The sequence below is a fragment of the Rothia sp. 110740021-2 genome (genome assembly GCF_054263775.1).
The window spans coordinates 1,408,598-1,427,273 of sequence record NZ_JBSZFE010000001.1; the positions used below are offsets into that span (position 1 = coordinate 1,408,598).

The following is an 18,676-nucleotide window of genomic DNA, read 5'->3' on the forward strand; positions in this document are numbered from 1 at the left end:
GCGCCTCTCCCCCGCTCACCTTTAGCTCGTCTTATTGGGGCTATCCTCAGCAAAAAGCGGAATCAACTCCGGTTCACCGGTAGAACGCGGCACATTATAGGTGTGCAGAGTCTTCTCCATAATCTTGGAGAACTCAGCCGTCGTACCGTTCGTACCCACGCTACCCTCAGGACGCTGCATGGTCACCGCCACCAAGAACTGCGGGTTCTCAATCGGCGCCACACCAACAAAGGACGTCGTGTTGCCGTCATAGCCGCCCTTCTCACTCGGAGTTTCCGCAGTACCGGTCTTACCGCCCACGCGGTAGCCAGTCACCTTCGCCGGACGGGCATGGCCCTGCTCCACCACATTCTCCATGAGAGTCAGGCAGGAGGCGGCAGTCTGCTCACTCACCATGCGTTCGCCAGGCTCCACGGCACGCTTATGTTCGGTACCGTCCGCGTCAATGATCGCGTCCACAATGCGCGGCTTCAGACGAACACCCTTATTGCCCAGCGCCTGGAAAATCATGGCGGTCTGCAGAGGAGTCTGCGCAACACCCTGACCGAACAGCACCGTGTACTGCTGACGGCCGTCCCAATCACGCCAATCAGCAATCAGGCCCTGCTCCTCACCGGTCAACTCAATGCCGGTAAACTCACCAACACCGTACTTCTTCAACCAGTTGTAGCGCTCTTCCTTGCTGAGCTTCTGACCGACCAGCACCGTACCGGTGTTCATCGAGTCATGAATAATGCCCGAGAAAGTACGCCGCTGCGCCCCGTGCTCAAACGCATCCTTGAAAGTCTGGCCGTCAATCGTGAGGGTCGCGGGCACATCATACACGCTAGTCGGAGTCGTCAGGCCCTGCTCAATCAGCGCCGAAGAAGTCAGCATCTTCTCGGTCGAACCGGGCTCCACGTTCTGCGAAATAGCGCGCGGAGTCATATCCGCCGCATCCTCAATGGTTGCCGCACCCGGGTCCATCGTGGAGGAATCAGCGAGAGCCAAAATGGAGCCGTCACGCACATCCATAACAATGGCGGTACACCATTCAGCCTTCAGCTCCTCAGCGCGGGCACGTACCACCTGCTGCGCAAAATACTGCACATCACGGTTAATGGTCAGACGAATATTCTTGCCGTCCACCGCCAGACGCTGCTCTTCCTTCGCCACGGGGATACGCACACCATCAGCACTAATCTCGTAGGTACGCTCACCGGGGGTACCGGCAAGCTCCTTCTCGAAGACACGCTCAATGCCCACCGAGAAGTTACGGGACACCGTGCCGCCCTTGCCGTTGCCGTCAGCCTCTTCAACAATGTTGTACTTGCCGACCACGGAGCCACCCACACTACCGTTGGGGTACAGGCGCTGAGAGAACGCCTCACCGTAGATGAAGGGCGCACCCAGGGCGTCAATCTTATTGAAAATCTCCGGGGTGATATTTGCCTTAATCACCGAGTACTTGGAGGTGCCGTCCAGCTTGGACTTGATGAACTCGTCGGTAATGCCCGGGTCAACGGTCTTGAGAATATCGACCATTTCGTATACCAGCTGGTTGGGGGTGACCTCAATCTTCTGGGTGCGATCCTCGTTGTAACGCTTGAAGGTCGCCACAGCGCTCTGATCTGCGGTCAGGTTATAACGCTGCACGGTACGCGCCATAACGTTACCGTTGATATCGAGAATCTGGCCACGCACAGCAGGCAGCACCTGCGAGCGCAGACGCTTCTGACGGGACGCATTCGCCACTGCACCGGGGTCAAAGCCCTGACGGATAAACAGGTTCGCACCGATAACGCCCAGAGCGCAGGTGGCTGCGGCGCCTGCGACGAAGCCACGGCGGGTCAGATCCGGCTGACCGGATGCCGATTCGTTCGCGTTCTTACGCGCGTCGGAGCTCATGCGGTGGTCCTTTCGCTGGTCTAGTCTATCGGTGATGCTACGCATCCTGTGGTCAGTTGGGTTATCGCGCGGGCTGGCTTGCCGCGGGGCTAGCGGCAGGGCTGGACTGCTGGGCAGTGCTCGGTGCGGCGGAAGCAGCCGGGCTGGCAGGTGCGCTATTCGCAGGTGCAGGATTAGCCTGCTGAGCGGGGCTTGCCGAGGCGCTTGCAGATGTCTTTGCCGCAGCGCTCGCCTGAGCGTGGCGCTGCTGAATAGACTTGTCAGCATCCACAATGCTCTTGGCGTAGCTTTCGTTCGAGCCAGCTGCCGGCGGGGCGATCAGGTTTTCCTGCTTGTTTCCCTCAGCACCGGTCGGGCTTGCCACAGGGGCGGGCGTGCCCTCAATCGTGGAGGACTGCAGGTTCAGAGTCGCCTGCGAAGAGCTCACAAACATACCCAGGGTACTTGCTCGAATCGCCAAATCCTGCGGGGCTTCCTTGAAGCCAATCTCCTGCTGCAGCGCCTGGTTTTCTTGCACAAGCTGCTGCTCCTGCGCACGCAAATCCACCATGTCGTACTGGCGGCTCACAATCAGCACGTTGAGCAGCAGAATAAAAATCAGGGTCAGCGGAATTGCCGCAAAAACAGCGAGCATGGTGGGTGGGCTGAGCTTGCGTGCTCGGCGGCGCACCGTCGAAAGCGGGTGACGCGACTTAGGCTTCTCTTCTCGAGTCTCTTCGGTGCGGGCAGCCGCACGAACGCTCGAGGGCACACGACTCGCGTTGGTTGAAGTGCGCTTACCACCGTGAGATGCGGCAGTGCTGGTAGGGCGGACCACCGGCTGGGAGGCGGTGACCGGCTCCAGACGTGCGGTACGGGTACGGCCGGAGTGTGCTCGGGTGGAGGCGCGGCTCACCCCGGTAGAGCCGCCGGCAGAGGATGCGCGGGTAGAGCCAACGGCGCCGGGGGTTCCGGCGGCAGGGCGCGAGGAACCGGCGCGTCGACTCCGCGGGACGCCCTGGGTGCGGGTGGGGCGCTGGGATGCGTGCTGGGTGCTCACTCTTCTTAGCTTTCTGTCTTCTACTTGGAAGGGATGCGGATCTTCTCGGCGGCGCGCAGCTTGGCGCTGGCGGCGCGAGAGTTCTGTTTGATTTCCTCGTCGGTAGGCGGTTCGGCGCCGCGGGTCATGATTTTGACGGTGGGCTTGTGCTCTTCAAGCTCTACCGGGAAGCCCTTGGGCGCCTTGGAGGTTGCCTCTGCGGTCAGTGCCCTCTTGACGATTTTGTCTTCGAGGCTGTGGTAGCTCATGGCGACAAACCGGCCGCCGAGGTTGAGCGCCTCCAGGGCTGCCGGTACGGCTCGTTCGAGGGCTTCCAGTTCGTGGTTCACTTCGATACGCAACGCCTGGAAAGTACGCTTGGCGGGGTGGCCGCCGGTGCGCTGCGCGGCGACGGGCACCGCCTTCTGAATAATGCGCACAAGCTCACCGGTTGTTTCCAGCGGTGAGTTGGCGCGGGCGGTGCAAATGGCGCGGGCGATACGCGATGCGAACTTCTCTTCACCCCAGTTACGGATAATGCGACGCAACTGGTCTTCGCTATATTCATTGACGACGATGCGGGCGGTGAGCTCGTCTTCGGAGTTCATGCGCATGTCCAGAGGCGCATCGTAGGAGTAGGCGAAGCCGCGGGTGCGTTCGTCCAGTTGCATGGAGGAGACCCCCAGGTCCATCAGGATGCCATCGATGCCCTGCACGCCAGCGGCTTCCATGGCGCGGTCAATCTTGTCGTAGACAGCGTGAACAGGTACGAAGCGGTCACCGAAGCGTGCCAGACGCTCACCGGCGATAGCGTGTGCCTGCAGGTCGCGGTCAATACCGATCAGCACAAGATTTTCGAAGCGTTCAAGCAGTGCCTCGGAGTGACCACCCATGCCGAGCGTGCCGTCAATAACGTAGGCGGTGCCGCGTTCCTCAACAGCACGTTCGACACCGGGGGCAAGCAGGTTAATGCAGCGGTCCAGCATGACGGGTACGTGGCGTTCGCTGGCTTCGCGCTGGGAGAGGTTCTCAATGGATGCGCCGGTGACCTTGGCGGCAGTACCGGAGTCAGTCGTACCGGTTTCGGGGGCGTGTTCTACGCTCATGGGTGCTCCTGTGAGAATTTGTCCTGCGGGAAAGCTTACGGAAGAATGGTGCGGTGCGATAGAGAGATGCCGGGCAATAGCCGTCACACCAGCAGAATGCTGGTTAGAGTAGCGGGCTGAATGGGTCCTCGTCGAGGGAGGCGAATTCAGCTTCGGTGCGGGCGAGGTATTCTTCCCAGACTGCGGCATCCCAGATTTCTGCGCGGGTACCGGATCCGATGACGACGAGGTTGTCGGTCAGTCCTGCGTACTGGCGCAGTATCGGAGGGATGGTGATGCGTCCCTGCTTGTCGGGCAGTTCGTCTGAGGCTCCGGAGAGGAAAACTCGTAGGAAGTCTCGGGCGGCTCGTCCTGGCAGGGGTGCGGTGCGCATCCGTTCGTGGATACGTTCAAATTCTGCGGCGGGGAAAACATACAGGCATCGTTCTTGACCGCGGGTCAGAACGAGGCCTGCTGAGAGTTCCTCACGGAATTTGGCGGGAAGGATAATGCGTCCTTTGGCGTCCATTCGTGGTGAGTAGGTACCTAGGAACATTCACTTCACCTCCCCGATGTGTGCCTTGTGCTGAAGTCTGCGGGAGCGGGGCTGTTCCACAATCCTGCAGGTGCCGGTGGTAGGGTGTGCCAAACCAGCGCATCCACCGCGTGTTTGAGGGCACGGCGATAGGACTGACTTTCAGCTTCTTCCTCCACTTTACCCCACTTTGCACCACCTACCCCACCCGGCAGAGTATCTTTTAGTGTTTTTATGCTCTCTTCTGCATTTTTAACGCTGGTGCACAGCTTCTACACAGGTTCGGGCGTATGCACTCAGCGCTCCACCCTCATCATATTTGCCATACCCAGATTCAGTGACGGGGGCTGATTTCAGGATTTGGTGTGCTCCCTCTACCCAATTCCTCATACGTACATCTCTCACTAGTTCCGGCATAGAAAAAGCGGAGGTAAGAGCATTCTTACCTCCGCCTACGAAGTCTTGAGAGTGTAGTAGAGTACGGACACTTAGCCGCAAAAAAATTTATTGAGACAAATCAGTATTAGAGCTGACCGTTGTTGCGTTCGTCCCAACGGTCCTCCAGTCGGTTCATGAAGGAGGACCGCTCCTTCTGTTCACGCTGACGTACACGCGCTGCGCCTTCTGCTTTACCGCCGAGGAAGGAATCAACCGGGGTCTTCTTACTGGTAGTTGCAAAGTACACGCCACCAGCCGCGAAGAGGAAGCCAAATACACCCAACCAAATCATGTTAGATGCGACCGCGCCAATAATGATACCCAGACCGATGAGAACGAAGAGAATGCCGAGAGCCAAATGGCGAGCACTAAAAACCGGCGCAGTATTGCCGGTTGAAGACATGGAGGAGGCAAAGTGCGGATCCTCATTGCTCATGAGTTCTTCAAGCTGGTCCAGAACCTTCTGTTCACGCTCAGACAGTGCCATCGTTTTCTCCTTTGAGGTGTCTCTGCTCAAGATGACGTCGGTATCAACCGGGTTAGCCGATGTATCAGCTGGCGCGATAGCGCTTCTTCCCGTCGTATGCTTCCCATCGTACCGCGCCGGATGAGGTTGGCGCATTCTTTTTTAGGCAAAAGCAACTTAAGGTCTTCTACGGAGGGTGCCGCCCTTTCCGTGGTGGTTTCCCTCAGCCTCTTTTCCCTTCTTCAGACTCTTGCTCAGCTTTCCGTTGGGGTGAGGCAACTCCGGAGGCGGGTTTGAGGCTTTCCTGCGAGTACTTACGGTGAACGGCGTCCATGACGTGCTCCACCTCGGACCATCTGCCGTTTTTCATGAGGCGAGCGCCAGACCCCAAGCGAATACCAGACCCTGTGTGAGTACCGTTCCGCTGACTATTACCGGCTCCCCCACCGCCCCATTGTATGGAGATGGTTTTTGCGGAGAGGATTCTTGCGGAGCCAGTTTGCATGGAGCGTGAGCTTGCCCTGTTCTCAATGGAGTCGAAGAGAGTCTGTTGCACCCCGTCTTCTGCACGGGTTAGTTTCTCAGCGCGCACTCCAATGAGTCGCAGGGGGCGGGGCGCCGCCTGCCCTACCAAGATTCCATCTGCATGCAGGGCTTCCAATGCCAGGGAGGCAATCTGCATGCCGGAGTCTACAGGCACGTTCAGGGCAATAGCGCGGGTGTGCGTTTCGAAGGTGCTGTAGCGGATTTTGAGGCTGAGCCCTCCGGCGAGTTTCCCTGCTGTGCGCAGGCGCTTGCCCAGTTTGAGGCTCAGCTCCCGAATAGCAGCGCTAACCTCCTGGGCATCGGTCGCATCCACCTCGAAGGTATGCTCGCCCCCCATGCTTTTTTCTTCACGTTCGATCGTCACGGGGCGTTCATCAATGCCGCGCGCCATAGCCCAGAGGTGCTCACCTTGGGCTGTGCCGAAGCGTTCTTTGAGCCAGTCCAGGCTCATGGCCCTCATCTGGGCGATGGTGTGAATACCGTATCGGGAGAGCTGCTCGGTACTTTTCGCACCCACTCCCCACAGGTCGGAGACTTTTCTCGGGTCAAGAAATTCTTGAACGCGCTCGGGCGGAATAACCCACAGCCCGTTCGGCTTGCTACCGGTGGACGCCATTTTGGCGAGTAGTTTATTGGGCGCAACCCCCGCGGAGGAGGGTAGGGAAAGTTCCTGGGCGATGCGGTCGCGAGCATGCTGCGCCAGGGCGACGGGGTCTTGGCCGTGCAGATAGGCGCCGGTTAGGTCCACAAAGGCTTCATCCACGCTAACCTGTTCAACGTAGGGGCTCAGATCGTTCAGGATTGCCATGACGGCACGGGAGTAGTGCCGGTAGTCGCCACGTAACGGCAGGACGGTGGCATTGGGGCTGAGGTTTCGAGCGCGACTGAGCGGCATACCGGAACGCACTCCGTGGGCGCGCGCCTCGTAGGAGGCGGAACAGACGACCGAGCGGGGGCCCAGGGGCGCCACGATGATGGGTTCACCGCGCAGAGCGGGGTTTTCGAGGAGTTCGACGTTGACGAAGAAGGCATCCATGTCCAGGTGCATCATGACGCGACCGTTCCTTGCGCCACTATTCTTACCGGTTCGCGTCTGCCCCATGTCGCCTCCTCTCATAGCTTCTACACCCACCTACCGAAAATATAGCATATTTCTACGAAAAATAGAGGCATCCTATCGTAAACGTGTTCGTAAATGCATTCTCTTGGACTTTTCTCCACTAAGCTAGAAGAAGTGCACACCGCACCGTATCAGGACCGTACACAGCGACCATCAGCGAGGATAGTATGACTCCCCCTTCTCCTTCCGGAGCACCCACTCCCCGGGCGACCGAGAGCCTCACCGTAGCGGCACCGAATATCCCGGCGGATTCTGCGCACCTCGCTGAGCGCATTGCTGAAGAGCAGCGAGCCTACCTGCACGCTTTTGACACTCTCATGGCTGAGTTTTTTGCAAGCCAGCGCAAGCTACTCGAGGGCATTTCTACCGAAACTCTACCCCTACTTGAGGCTATTGAGTCCCTCTCCACCGGCGGCAAGCGTCTACGTGCCTTGCTGAGCTACTGGGGCTGGCGCGGTGCGGGTGGCGCACCCGTAACCGAGAACCGCGCATCCTGGTCCATTGTGAAGGCTGGCATGGCGGTGGAGCTGTTCCAGACCTCCGCGCTGATTCACGACGACATTATCGACCGGTCCGATACCCGCCGCGGTGCCCCCTCCGTACACAAGCGTTTCGAAGCGTCGCACGAGCAGAATAGTTGGCGCGGTGATGCTTTCAACTACGGGCTGACCGGCGGCATTCTTGCTGGCGATCTGACCCTGGCTTGGTCTGCCGAGGTTTTTACTTCCCTGGGTGAGGGGGCAATCTATGGCGCCCCTGCACGTACTATTTTTGACCGGATGCGCACCGAGGTTCTGGCGGGTCAATACCTGGACGTCTACTCCGAGGTTCTCGAAACCGAGGACGCTCAAGCGGCTCTGCAACGTGCCCTGAACGTAATTCGTTTCAAGTCCGCCAAGTACTCGTGCGAGCATCCCTTCACGATTGGTGGTGCTTTGGCTCTGCAGGCTACCGCACTGGAGAACAGCACCGGTGCCGTGAGCGAGCAGCACCCGGTACTTACCGGTTACCGCGCGTTCGGTCTGCCCCTGGGCGAGGGCTTCCAGCTGCGTGATGACGAGCTGGGTGTCTTCGGTCAGCCCGAGGTGACTGGTAAGCCCGCCGGCGATGACCTGCGTGAGGGGAAACGTACCGTGCTGGTGGCACTCACCTCCGCCGCCCTCGACGAGAAGGATGCGGCACTTCTGCATAATAGCTTAGGCGAGTCCGAGCTGAGCGATGAGCAGGTGGAGCGCATCCGTGAGCTAATGGTTTCTTCGGGTGCTTTCGCCAAGCATGAGCAGCTAATTGAGCAGAAGTCTCAGGCTGTGTTTGAGGCTCTGGAGGCAATGAACTTGGACGAGCTGACGCATGCGGCGCTGACCGATATTGTGGGCCGTGCGCTGCTTCGTAAGGCGTAGGGGTTCAATGCAGTTATAAACGTTAAACAAGTTGAGGCGGCATACTCCGGTATGCCGCCTCAACGTATTGAGCTATCGTTCCGGACAGGTGTCACCAAGCAGATGTTACCGGACCGGCGTTACCAAGCTAGTATTACCAAGCCAGTGCCTGCGCACGGCGACGGATTTCAGTCTTACGACCGTCAATCAGTGCGTCGATGGGACGGCCGGGCAGGGACTCGTCGTTAGTGTACAGCCAGGTAATGGCTTCTTCATCGCTAAAGCCGGAGTCCTTCAGGACAGCGAGGGTGCCCTTGAGGGATTCCAGAACTCGCGAACCGTTCATGAACAGTGCGGGTACCTTGCGCACGTTGGTTTCCGGGTCGCGCAGCGCGATAAGCGTACCGTCAGAAATCAGGTTGTGCACGCGGGTCACCTTCAGGTCGAGGGCCTGCGCAATTTCGGGGATAGTTACCCAATCGCCAACGAGGGCGAAGGTCTGAGCAATATTTTCGTTAGTCACCTTTTAAGAGTGCCAGAGCTGGCACGTATTTACCACTTTTGACCCGTATCTGGCACGGGAGCTCTCCTACGCACCTTTCGTTTTTGTTCGTTGTCTACGGTTCTTGAGTTGGGTGCGGAGCCCTCGGTGCTTCTTAAGAATTCGCTGAGTGTTCACCTGCTCGGTTCTCTTTGGCATCGCTTCTATCCAGGTGGGCGGGCTAAAATGAGGAAACGTATGAATACTCCCAGCACACGCCAAACTTCTCCCGTGAACCCCCAAGCTTTCTCATCTTCAAAGACTTCTGTTCCTCCCGCTACTCGTCCCGCGGCCCCGGATACCGCTATCGGTTCTTCGCAGTGGCTCAGTGGCGCCATTATTGAGGGTCACTACCAGGTGGGTTCACTCATTGGCCGCGGCGGCATGAGCGAGGTCTATTATGCGCTGGACCTGTGGTCAAATAACCCGGTTGCGCTCAAGGTCCTCTCCCCCGCTCTGGCTGAAGACGCGGCAAACCGCCAGAAGTTCCACCGTGAAGAGCGTTCAATGCGTCAGGTAGGTGGTGGCGGACATACGGTGGGTGTGATCTCTTCGGGTACCGAATATTTTTTGGGTCAGATGGTCATGTATATCGTGCTCGAGTACGTGCACGGTTGTACACTGAGCCAGCTGCTGCGTGTGCGTGAGGCTCTGTCCCTGGGTGAGGCTCTGGATATCCTCATTCCAGTGGTGGAGGCACTCTCGGAGGTGCATGCGAACCGCTACCTGCACGGCGATATTAAGCCGGGCAATATTCTTCTCGACGCTAACGGTCAGGTGAAGCTCACGGACTTTGGTCTTTCCCGTCGTGATGATCAGGTGGATGCGGGCGCACCCATGGGCACCCCCGCCTACGTTGCACCGGAGGTCCTTGATCCGGAGGTGAAGGTCGGCGCGCAGGCTGATATTTTTGCGCTCGGCGTGATGATGTACCGCATGCTTTCGGGTCGTCTACCCTTTGTGGGTCTGGAGAATGACCAGCAGGTGCTCTACCATAACGCCAACATTGAGATGCCCGCGCTGACCGATGTTGCGCCGGGTGCGGACCGCGATATTGCGGGGCTGGTTTCGTGGTGTACCCGCAAGCAGCCTCATGCCCGTCCCGAGGATGCAACTGACCTGTTCACTGCTCTGCTGGAGATTTCTGAGTCATTGGGTGAGTCCGAGCGCGCTTGGCGTGCCCCCTCGTACCCAGAGCCGGAGCTTCCCCTCTGGGAGGCTGTTGCCGATATTGCGGAGCGTAGTGGCGCTGCACAGATGGTGCGTAACACCCCGATTAGTGCTTTTAGCGATGCCCGCGATCTGCTGGTCTACGATGTCTACTCCCCCGACAGCCTCGTGTACGATACATCGGAGGCTGGTCAGGGTGTGCACCTTGCCGACGTTGACGCTGAGGACTCGGTGCTGAACTGCCAGGGTATTCCGCCTCTGGTCAGTTCCGCTCCCTATAACGAGGATTCTGAGAGCGAGCCGGAGAAGGGCCAAAAGTCCGCTAAGCTCGGTTTGGGTTCTTTCCTTGACCACCGTGCGGACACGAAGGTCCCGCAGACTCAGTCCGTTGGTATTGGTCCGCAGACGGAGCAGGAGTTTATCTCAGCTAACGGCGAGTACGCCCCGATTCAGGCGGAACGTTCGTTGAGCCCCTCGGGTTCGCGCCGTTCAAGGGTTAAGGGGGCGGGGAGCGCTTCTGAGGCTGAGGAGTCTACGGGTATTTCTAATGATTCCGCTCAGTCTTCGAAGAAGAATCCTCGTCTGCCTGCTAAGCAGTTTAGGACTCCGCCTTCCGGTATGGCGGTGGGCGGTTGGGCTCTGGCCTTGATTCTGATGGGTATGGGCGCGAGCTTTACCGGCTGGTGGCTTGCTACTTCGTTGGTGCAGTCGGCGTGGTGGCGTAATATTGAGGCGTTCCTGACCTTCTAGCGCCTGCTGTGCTTAACATCTGCGGTACCTAGCATCTGCCGCGTCACTCTTCTGCCGAGCGTAGGTTAAACACAATGCCCGGGTCTTCATCTTTGTCAGGTGAAGACCCGGGCATTGTGTGTCTGCTACTCATCGCCAACTCTAGCGGCGAAAAGCATGAGCGTTTTTATGCGCGGTTCTTAAGGTACTCGGAGACCAGGAATGCGATTTCCAGGGACTGCGAGTGGTTCAGACGAGGGTCGCACAGGGACTCGTAGCGGCTTGCCAGCGCTGCCTCGTCGATGGCGTCGGAGCCGCCCAGGCATTCAGTCACGTCGTCACCGGTCATCTCCACATGAATACCGCCGGGGAATGTGCCCAGCGCCTCGTGCACCTCGAAGAAGCCTCGAACCTCGTCCAGTACGTCGTCGAAGCGGCGGGTCTTGTAGCCGGAAGGCACAGAGATAGTGTTGCCGTGCATCGGATCGGTAACCCAGACAACCTTTGCGCCTTCAGCCTGCACGCCCTCAACGATTGCGGGTAGCTTCTCGCGGATGTTCTTTGCGCCCATGCGGGTGATGAAGGTCAGTCGGCCGGGTTCGCGGTTCGGGTCGAGCTTATCGATCAGTGCGAGTGCATCCTCCGCGGTGGTGGTCGGGCCCAGCTTCACGCCGATGGGGTTGCGGACCTTGGAGAGGAAGTCCACGTGTGCATCGTCGATGCCGCGGGTGCGCTCGCCAATCCACAGGAAGTGTGCGGAGGTGTCGTAGGGCAGCTGGGTACGCGAGTCGATGCGGGTGAGGGCACGCTCGTAGTCCATTACCAGGGCTTCGTGGCCGACGTACATATCGGTGGTCTTGAGTGCTTCGAAGTTAACGCCGCAGGCTTCCATGAACTTGAGGGCGCGACCGATTTCGCGGGCGGTCTTCTCGTAGCGCTCATGCGCGGGGTTGGAGGTGAAGCCGCGGTTCCACTGGTGTACGGCGCGCAGGTCTGCGAAGCCGCCCTTGGTGAAGGCACGAATCAGGTTCAGGGTGGAGGCGCTGGTGTGGTAGCCCTGTAACATGCGCTTGGGGTCGTGTACGCGGGCTTCGCGGGTGAATTCGAAGCCGTTGACAGTTTCACCGCGGAAGGAGGGCAGGGTAACGTCGCCGCGGGTTTCCATGTCTGCGGAACGCGGCTTGGAGAACTGACCCGCCATACGGCCCATCTTCACCACGGGCATGGAGGCGCCGTAAGTGAGCACTGCAGACATCTGCAGGATAGTCTTGACACGGCCGGAGATCTTGTCAGCGGTTGCGCCCGCGAAGGTTTCTGCGCAGTCCCCGCCCTGCAACAGGAATGCGCGGCCTTCAGCAACCTCACCGAGTGCCTGGCGCATGGCGTCGACCTCACCGGCGAAGACGAGCGGCGGTACCGAGTTCAGTTCGGCGATGGTGCTTTCAAAATCTTCGTGTTCGCTCCAGGTGGGCTGCTGGTCAATGTTCAGCTGACGCCAGGTGTCCAGGCCGTGGTCGGGGGTCTGCGAGGTGCCGAGGTTTTGATTGCTCATCTTCACTCCATCGGGATGGTCTTGTGCGTTTTCTGGTTCAGCCCCGTTTCGGGCGCCCGGCGCGCAGCGTACGGCGTGCTGGCTTGCGATTTTTCAAGCTGAATAGACCTAATTGTACTCTTGCTTGCTTCAACACCTAACCCTGCACTCAGGTATATCTCACATGTTTAGATAGCGCCCCAGGTGTCGGCGATAGGCGGGTTGATGAGCACCGTTGCAGAACGCCATACGAAAGGGCAGGATACGGCATGTACCGCATCCCGCCCTCTGTCGTAGGTGTGCACCCGGGGGTGCTGTCGTATTGTTTAGTGCTGCAGGTGTGCGACTGCCGCATCAGCACTCATGTTCTTATCAGTCATGATCTTCTTGACGCGGTCGGCGTACACGTCCACGTATTCCTGGCCGCTCAGAGCACGGATCTCGGAGCCGATACGGTCGGCGATTTCACGCTGAACTCGGTGGCTCATGTCTGAGCCGTCGGTGTATTCTTCGAAGCTGAGGGGCTTGCCGATAATCGTGCGCACCTGAATGGGCTTGCCGTCGTGGCGCAGACGGACACGGTTTGAGCCGGAGGGCTGAATCAGGTCGGTACCAATCTGGCCGACGGGTACTACGGGTACGCCGGTTTCTAGGGCGAGGCGGGCTACGCCGACCTTGGGGCGGTAGCCGCGTCCGTCGGGGCTACGGGTGCCTTCGGGGTAGATGCCGATGATACCGCCATCCTTGAGGACCTGCCCGCCGGCGTTGAGGGATTCCTGGCTCTTTTGGCCGCCGGAGCGGTCCATGGGAAGCTGGCCAACACCGCGGAAGAATGCCGCCATGGCACGACCCTTCACGCCGGGGGTGGTGAAGTAGTCACTCTTGGCGAGGAAGTTCACGGTGCGAGGCATGGCGAGAGGAATAAAAATGGAGTCGCAGAATGCCAGGTGGTTGCTGGCGACAATGCAGGGTCCCTCGGGCAGGTTTTCCAGGCCATCCACGTCGTGGTGGTACAGTCCCTGTAGCAGGGGTGAGCCAAGAACCTTGAGCGTTGAATAGAGGGCGGTGTTTGGCATTGGGGTCTCCTCTCTGAATATTCCCGGGTCAATTCTATCTTGTCTGGAGCGTAGCGAGATAATAAAAGAAAGAGAACGATTTTTCTGCGCACCGGTGTATCGATGCACTTGAGGCGATAAGACCGTGAGTTGCTGCATCTCAGGTGTTCTGAGCGGGTGCGCTATAGAGCCTGCACCTGCGCTAATAGCACCGCAGGTAGGCGAAGGAGGACCATGAGCATTTTCGATAATTCGCTGGAACCGGTTAAGAGAATTCGGCATAAGGCTCGCGAGCGCAGGCTTCTTGCGACCCAAAATGTTAAGGAATCTTTGGCGCGTTGGCTCGGGGAAGAGCAGGATGCCTTCGACCATTCTCCTGTTTCTTTTACCCCTGATTTGGCGCAGCATTCTGTGGGTATTTTGCTGGTGCATGGCTTTACGGGTTCACCGCACAGTATGCGCCCGGTGGCGCAGCATTTTATGGAGCTCGGGTATGCGGTGGAGATGCCTGTACTGACTGGTCACGCGACCCGTTGGCAAGATTTGCGTGATAGTACGTACCAGCAGTGGCTGGCTTCTGCCGAGCAGGGGTACCGCCGCCTGACTGATCAGGGTCTGCAGGTGGTGGTCATTGGTATGTCGATGGGTGGCACGGTGGCAACTCATCTATCGGCGCGTCTGCCGGTGGTGGGCACGGTGCTGATTAACCCCTACATGGTAGATGTGAACCCGATGATGCGCCATACTGGCAAAGTGGCTAAGGTTCTGCCGATACTCAAAGCAATCGGTTCCGATATTGCGGTTCCAGGCGTGAGTGAGGGCGCGTATTCTATCGTTCCGACGGCGGCGGTGTATCAGTTGCATCTTTTGGGTGCAGAGACTCGTGCTCTGATTCCGCAATTGAAGTCACCGGTTCTATATTTGCGTTCACTGGGTGATCATACTGTGTCAGATAGCTCTCACAAATATTTTCTCGAACATTGTTCAGCTCCTGTAGAATTTAGGTGGCTGACCCGCAGCTACCATGTGGCAACGCTCGACTATGACGCCGAGTATCTTCTCTCCACTGTTCAAGCTTTTGTCGCATCCCTAAACCATTAAATTCTGAAGGTTCCACCCGTTGGCGAATGCATCACCCGCCGCGGTGGGCAGAACATTCAGAAAGCCATCACGGCACCTCGAGCCATCGAGGACAGCCCGCGGCACCGAATCCGCCACGGGCTCACGCCCTGATTTGAAAGGCGCATTATGAAAGTCTTCTCCACTCCCGCTGAGGTTATTGTCGACCCCTCACTGAATCTGACAAGCATTGTTGAGCGCCACCGTGCCGATAGCTCCAATCCGGTGCTGTACCGCCGTCAGATGTCTCCAGGTAACTGGCAGCCGGTTCGAGCCCAACAGTTCCACCAGATGGTGACCGACCTGGCTAAGGGTATGATTGCCGCTGGTATCCGCCCGGGTGACCGTGTGGGTATTATGAGCCGTACCCGTTTTGAGTGGACTGTCATTGACTTTGCGATTTGGTATGCCGGCGCTGTCTCCGTGCCGGTGTATGAAACGAACGCTGCCGCCCAGGCGGCGTGGGCACTGTCCCATTCTGAGGCTGTTGCTATTTTTGTTGAGGATGAGAAGCTCCTGAATCGTGTGGCTGAGGCTGAAGATTACGCCGCTTCTACTCCTGAGCCATGCCAACTCAAGCACCGCTGGGTCATTGAGAACGGCGATCTTGACGTTTTGAGCGCTCGCGCGTCCGAGGTGAGCGAGGAGCAACTGGAGCAGGTACGTTCCGCTGCCGGTTGTGATGACCTCGCGACCATTGTGTATACCTCCGGCACGACCGGCCGTCCCAAGGGTTGCCCACTGACTCACGGCCACTTCCTAAACCTAAGTGTCAACACCAAAATGATCGAACCCGAGATTGCGAATTCCCGCAACTCCTCTATTCTTTTCTTGCCGTTGGCGCACGTTCTGGCACGTCTGATTCAGGTACTGGCGCTGGACGCTGGCCTGGTTATCGGCCACTCCCCCAATATTAAGAACCTGGCTGCTGACTTGGATAGCTTCAAGCCGACCATGCTGCTGGTGGTTCCTCGCGTCTTTGAGAAGGTATACGAGGGCGCCATGGCGAAGGCGGCTAAGGGCGGTAAGTTCAATAAGTCGCTCTTTGAGCGTTCCACTGACATTGCGGTGCGCTGGTCGCAGGCGAAGGTTGAAGGCCGCGTACCCGTCAAGCTGGCGGCACAGTACGCTCTATACGACAAGCTGGTCTACTCGAAGCTGCGTGCGGCTCTGGGCGGCGAGCTACGTTACGCGGTTTCGGGCGGTGGCCCCCTCGGCGAGCGCACGGCGCACTTCTTCCACGCGGTAGGTGTTCAGGTGGTTGAGGGTTACGGTCTGACCGAGACCTGCGCCCCGATTGCGGCTGGCCGTATCAACCCGTACCAGATTGGCATGATTGGCCCGCTCATCCCCGGTTCCGAAGGCTATATTGCTGAGGATGGCGAGCTTCTGGTTCGTGGTGTAGGCGTGATTAGCAGCTACTACAAGAACCCCGAAGAGGACGCTCAGGCGTTCACTAAGGATGGTTGGTTCCGTACCGGTGACCTGGCTCGTTTCGATGAGCGCGGCTACCTGAAGATTGTGGGCCGCAAGAAGGAAATCATTGTCACCGCCGGCGGTAAGAACGTGATTCCGGGTATTGCAGAGACTCATCTGCGTACCTCTCCCCTGGTTTCTCAGGCGATGCTGGTAGGCGATGAGAAGCCATTCATTGCGGCTCTGGTGACCCTGGATCCGGATACCCTGCCCGAGCAGTTGGAGCACCTGGGTCTGCCACGTTCGCTCTCCATCCCGGAGGCTGCTGTTCACCCGGCGGTTCGTGCTGCGGTTCAGAAGCTCGTGGACGAGGCGAATCAGTTAGTTTCCCGTGCTGAGGGTATTCGCGAGTTCCGCATTATGAACCGCGACCTGACCGAGGCGGACGGCTATCTGACTCCTTCGCAGAAGCTGCGCCGCGCGAAGATTCTGCAGGACTTCTCCTCCTACGTGGATGAGATGTACGGCAAGGTTTCCGATAGTACGTCGGATTCTTTGGCTCGTCTGCAGGAGTACGCGGCAGAGCAGTCTGAGAAGTTCGCTGAGCTGCGTGAGCAGGCTGCCGAGCGTCTGCAAGAATACGCGGATCATCAGGCGGAGCGTCTTGCCGAGCTGCGTGAGCAGGCGGCTGAGAAGTTTGAGGAGCTGCGTGAGCAGACCGCCGAAATGATGCAGAAGCCTCATGACGAGAAGGCTGGGGATTCCTCCGCTGAGGTTTCTTCCGCCGAGACTCCCATTGAGAAGCCCGCGCAGGCTGAGAAGAAGACTGCAGAGCAGAGCCCTCAGAAGTCTGACAGCGACAAGGTATAACCGGCTCTGGCCACTATTAACGAGAGGAGGGGGTCGTACCACTTAGGTACGACCCCCTCCTCTCTGTTTGTTCGCCAGAGACCTCGGTTTCCGGACGTTATCTAGCCGTCGTTAGATGGCAGATTCTTAGTTTGCGGGCTCGTCGAATTCCAGACCGAGCAGCGCGTTCTCAACGATTTCGGTCAGCGCCGGGTGAATCCAGTACTGGCCGCGTGCGAGAGTACGCGCATCCATGCCGAAGCTCATTGCCTGCAGTAGCGGCTGAATGAGCACGGAGGACTCTTCACCGACCAGGTGTGCACCGAGCAGCTCGCCGTTGTCCTTGCGAGCAATGAGCTTGCACAGGCCGGTCTTGTCTTCCATTGCCCAGCCGTAAGCGGTGTCGCCAAAGTTCTGTACCTTGACGGTAATCTCAAAGCCTTCACGCTCAGCCGCCTGGCGCGCCTGCTCTTCGGTCATGCCGACTACGGCAATCTGCGGGTTGCTGAAGACCGCGCCGGGCACGTAGCGGTGGTCGCTAGCACGCAGGTCCTCGGGGTGGCTGAGGTTATGCTGCACAACGCGTGCCTCGTGGTTTGCCACGTGCTTGAGCTGGTAGCGGCTGGACACGTCGCCGAGGGCATAGACGCCGGATACGGGCACGCCGTTGTAGAGCACGCGCTGGTACTTATCAACACTGAGCTGACCGCCGTCCTGCACGTCGAAGTAGTTCTTCGCGTTGAGGGTGTCGGTGTTGGGGCGGCGGCCGGTTGCCACAAGCACAGCGTCTGCCGGGATTTCGAGCAGTTCTTCACCATTCTCGGTAGTGTGCTTAGCTACAACGGTCACGCTACCGTCAGCATTCTCACGGATTTCGGAGAGACCAGCATTCTTGACAATGTTCCACTGCTTGCTTGCGGCTTCTTCAAAACGTGCCACGACCTCTTCGTCCATGCCGCGAAGCAGGCGGGAGGAGCGGTTCAGCTGGGTTACTTCGGTGCCGAATGCGGAGAAAACGTGCGAGAATTCAGCCGCAATCACGCCGCCACCGATGACAACCATGCGGGCAGGCAGCTCATCCATGCGCATGATGTGGTCGTTGGTGTAGACCTTAGAGGAGTCGATACCAGGCACGGGAGGCAGCACGGCGCGCGAACCTGCCGCAACGACAATCTGGCGGCCCTGCAGGCGGGTGCCATCGGTCAGCTCGACAGTGTGGGAGCCGACGAAGCGCGCGTACTGGTCGTAGAAATCGACGTTGGGCAGGCCGGCACGCCAGTCGCGACCACCTGCAGAGATCTGGTCAATGCGGGAAGCAAAGATACGGTCACGAATCTGCGCCCAGTGCACGGCGTCTACGTGTGCGTCGACACCCAGGTGCTTGACCTCGCGGGTCTTCTGCGCGATAGTCGCCGGGTAGACGTACATCTTGGTGGGGATGCACCCAACATTCAGGCAGGTGCCACCGAAGATACCGCCGTCGATGAGGGCAACTTTCTTATCGTCCCATTCGGGGCCGATGAGGCTATTGCCGGATCCGGAGCCGATGACGATGAGGTCGTATTGTGCTACGCCATCAATGCGTTCTACGTTCTCGATGCTCATGTGGTCCTCTCGTTGATGATGTTGAAGCTGGGCTCGTTCCCAGCGTGGCCCTCGATGACGGGCTTATTCCTATTACTGCCACTATAACGTGTATGGGCTGCACACTATTCCCGCCATCTCGTGTCAATGGTGACGGATATGCGCAAGTGCGCTCCCATAGAGCAGAGCACTGAGAACACAGCGGTTC

General features: G+C 58.7%; 14 protein-coding genes. 4 read left to right on the top strand and 10 right to left on the bottom strand.

What is annotated here, in order from left to right:
- Positions 1–21: 21 nt before the first annotated feature.
- The 6 genes from ACUXHH_RS05750 to dinB form a co-directional block, all read right to left on the bottom strand.
- Positions 22–1,887, bottom strand: coding sequence for a peptidoglycan D,D-transpeptidase FtsI family protein (locus ACUXHH_RS05750; RefSeq protein ID WP_458391005.1), 1,866 nt, complete (start codon positions 1,885–1,887; stop codon positions 22–24).
- 61 nt (positions 1,888–1,948) lie between these two features.
- Complete coding sequence (locus ACUXHH_RS05755) at positions 1,949–2,926, bottom strand: amino acid ABC transporter ATPase (protein ID WP_458391006.1); 978 nt, start codon at positions 2,924–2,926, stop codon at positions 1,949–1,951.
- A gap of 20 nt (positions 2,927–2,946) precedes the next feature.
- Positions 2,947–4,011: a 16S rRNA (cytosine(1402)-N(4))-methyltransferase RsmH gene (gene rsmH / locus ACUXHH_RS05760; RefSeq protein WP_314078797.1), complete on the bottom strand. Its 1,065-nt coding sequence runs from the start codon at positions 4,009–4,011 to the stop codon at positions 2,947–2,949.
- 103 nt (positions 4,012–4,114) lie between these two features.
- Complete coding sequence (mraZ, locus tag ACUXHH_RS05765) at positions 4,115–4,546, bottom strand: division/cell wall cluster transcriptional repressor MraZ (protein ID WP_279740445.1); 432 nt, start codon at positions 4,544–4,546, stop codon at positions 4,115–4,117.
- Positions 4,547–5,048: 502 nt separating this feature from the next.
- A complete protein-coding gene (locus ACUXHH_RS05770; protein WP_049337555.1) occupies positions 5,049–5,450 on the bottom strand; it encodes a DUF3040 domain-containing protein in 402 nt (133 codons plus the stop codon).
- 202 nt (positions 5,451–5,652) lie between these two features.
- Positions 5,653–7,077, bottom strand: a complete 1,425-nt coding sequence (dinB, locus tag ACUXHH_RS05775) for a DNA polymerase IV (RefSeq protein WP_458391007.1) — start codon at positions 7,075–7,077, stop codon at positions 5,653–5,655.
- A 185-nt stretch (positions 7,078–7,262) separates the two neighbouring features.
- Here dinB and ACUXHH_RS05780 point away from each other — a divergent pair, with 185 nt between their 5' ends.
- A complete protein-coding gene (locus tag ACUXHH_RS05780; RefSeq protein WP_458391008.1) occupies positions 7,263–8,495 on the top strand; it encodes a polyprenyl synthetase family protein in 1,233 nt (410 codons plus the stop codon).
- A gap of 133 nt (positions 8,496–8,628) precedes the next feature.
- Here ACUXHH_RS05780 and ACUXHH_RS05785 read toward each other — a convergent pair whose 3' ends face one another.
- Positions 8,629–8,997 carry an Rv2175c family DNA-binding protein gene (locus ACUXHH_RS05785; RefSeq protein ID WP_279754678.1) on the bottom strand — a complete coding sequence of 123 codons (369 nt, stop codon included), beginning with the start codon at positions 8,995–8,997 and terminating at the stop codon, positions 8,629–8,631.
- Between the two features lie 249 nt (positions 8,998–9,246).
- Between ACUXHH_RS05785 and ACUXHH_RS05790 the strand changes: the two genes are divergently transcribed.
- Entirely contained in the window at positions 9,247–10,935 is a 1,689-nt protein-coding gene (locus ACUXHH_RS05790; protein WP_458391009.1) for a serine/threonine protein kinase, read from the top strand.
- Between the two features lie 166 nt (positions 10,936–11,101).
- Here ACUXHH_RS05790 and ACUXHH_RS05795 read toward each other — a convergent pair whose 3' ends face one another.
- Together ACUXHH_RS05795 and ACUXHH_RS05800 are read right to left on the bottom strand one after the other, a co-directional pair.
- Positions 11,102–12,466: a class II 3-deoxy-7-phosphoheptulonate synthase gene (locus ACUXHH_RS05795; RefSeq protein WP_279754680.1), complete on the bottom strand. Its 1,365-nt coding sequence runs from the start codon at positions 12,464–12,466 to the stop codon at positions 11,102–11,104.
- Positions 12,467–12,771: 305 nt separating this feature from the next.
- Entirely contained in the window at positions 12,772–13,521 is a 750-nt protein-coding gene (locus tag ACUXHH_RS05800; protein WP_458391010.1) for a lysophospholipid acyltransferase family protein, read from the bottom strand.
- Positions 13,522–13,734: 213 nt separating this feature from the next.
- Between ACUXHH_RS05800 and ACUXHH_RS05805 the strand changes: the two genes are divergently transcribed.
- Together ACUXHH_RS05805 and ACUXHH_RS05810 are read left to right on the top strand one after the other, a co-directional pair.
- Entirely contained in the window at positions 13,735–14,601 is an 867-nt protein-coding gene (locus ACUXHH_RS05805) for an alpha/beta hydrolase (protein ID WP_458391011.1), read from the top strand.
- A gap of 147 nt (positions 14,602–14,748) precedes the next feature.
- Positions 14,749–16,905 (top strand): AMP-binding protein, encoded by a 2,157-nt coding sequence (locus tag ACUXHH_RS05810; protein ID WP_279790546.1) that lies wholly within the window; start codon positions 14,749–14,751, stop codon positions 16,903–16,905.
- A gap of 126 nt (positions 16,906–17,031) precedes the next feature.
- Here the strand turns inward: ACUXHH_RS05810 and ACUXHH_RS05815 are convergent, their stop codons facing one another.
- Positions 17,032–18,489: a mycothione reductase gene (locus tag ACUXHH_RS05815; RefSeq protein ID WP_458391012.1), complete on the bottom strand. Its 1,458-nt coding sequence runs from the start codon at positions 18,487–18,489 to the stop codon at positions 17,032–17,034.
- Between the last annotated feature and the right edge of the window lie 187 nt (positions 18,490–18,676).

Coding starts and splice junctions, on each gene's coding strand:
- dinB (WP_458391007.1), bottom strand. CDS start 7,077: ATGGGGCAGACGCGAACCGGTAAGAATAGTGGCGCAAGGAACGGTCGC.
- ACUXHH_RS05815 (WP_458391012.1), bottom strand. CDS start 18,489: ATGAGCATCGAGAACGTAGAACGCATTGATGGCGTAGCACAATACGAC.
- ACUXHH_RS05770 (WP_049337555.1), bottom strand. CDS start 5,450: ATGGCACTGTCTGAGCGTGAACAGAAGGTTCTGGACCAGCTTGAAGAA.
- ACUXHH_RS05800 (WP_458391010.1), bottom strand. CDS start 13,521: ATGCCAAACACCGCCCTCTATTCAACGCTCAAGGTTCTTGGCTCACCC.
- ACUXHH_RS05810 (WP_279790546.1), top strand. CDS start 14,749: ATGAAAGTCTTCTCCACTCCCGCTGAGGTTATTGTCGACCCCTCACTG.
- ACUXHH_RS05780 (WP_458391008.1), top strand. CDS start 7,263: ATGACTCCCCCTTCTCCTTCCGGAGCACCCACTCCCCGGGCGACCGAG.
- mraZ (WP_279740445.1), bottom strand. CDS start 4,546: ATGTTCCTAGGTACCTACTCACCACGAATGGACGCCAAAGGACGCATT.
- ACUXHH_RS05795 (WP_279754680.1), bottom strand. CDS start 12,466: ATGAGCAATCAAAACCTCGGCACCTCGCAGACCCCCGACCACGGCCTG.
- ACUXHH_RS05805 (WP_458391011.1), top strand. CDS start 13,735: ATGAGCATTTTCGATAATTCGCTGGAACCGGTTAAGAGAATTCGGCAT.
- ACUXHH_RS05750 (WP_458391005.1), bottom strand. CDS start 1,887: ATGAGCTCCGACGCGCGTAAGAACGCGAACGAATCGGCATCCGGTCAG.
- rsmH (WP_314078797.1), bottom strand. CDS start 4,011: ATGAGCGTAGAACACGCCCCCGAAACCGGTACGACTGACTCCGGTACT.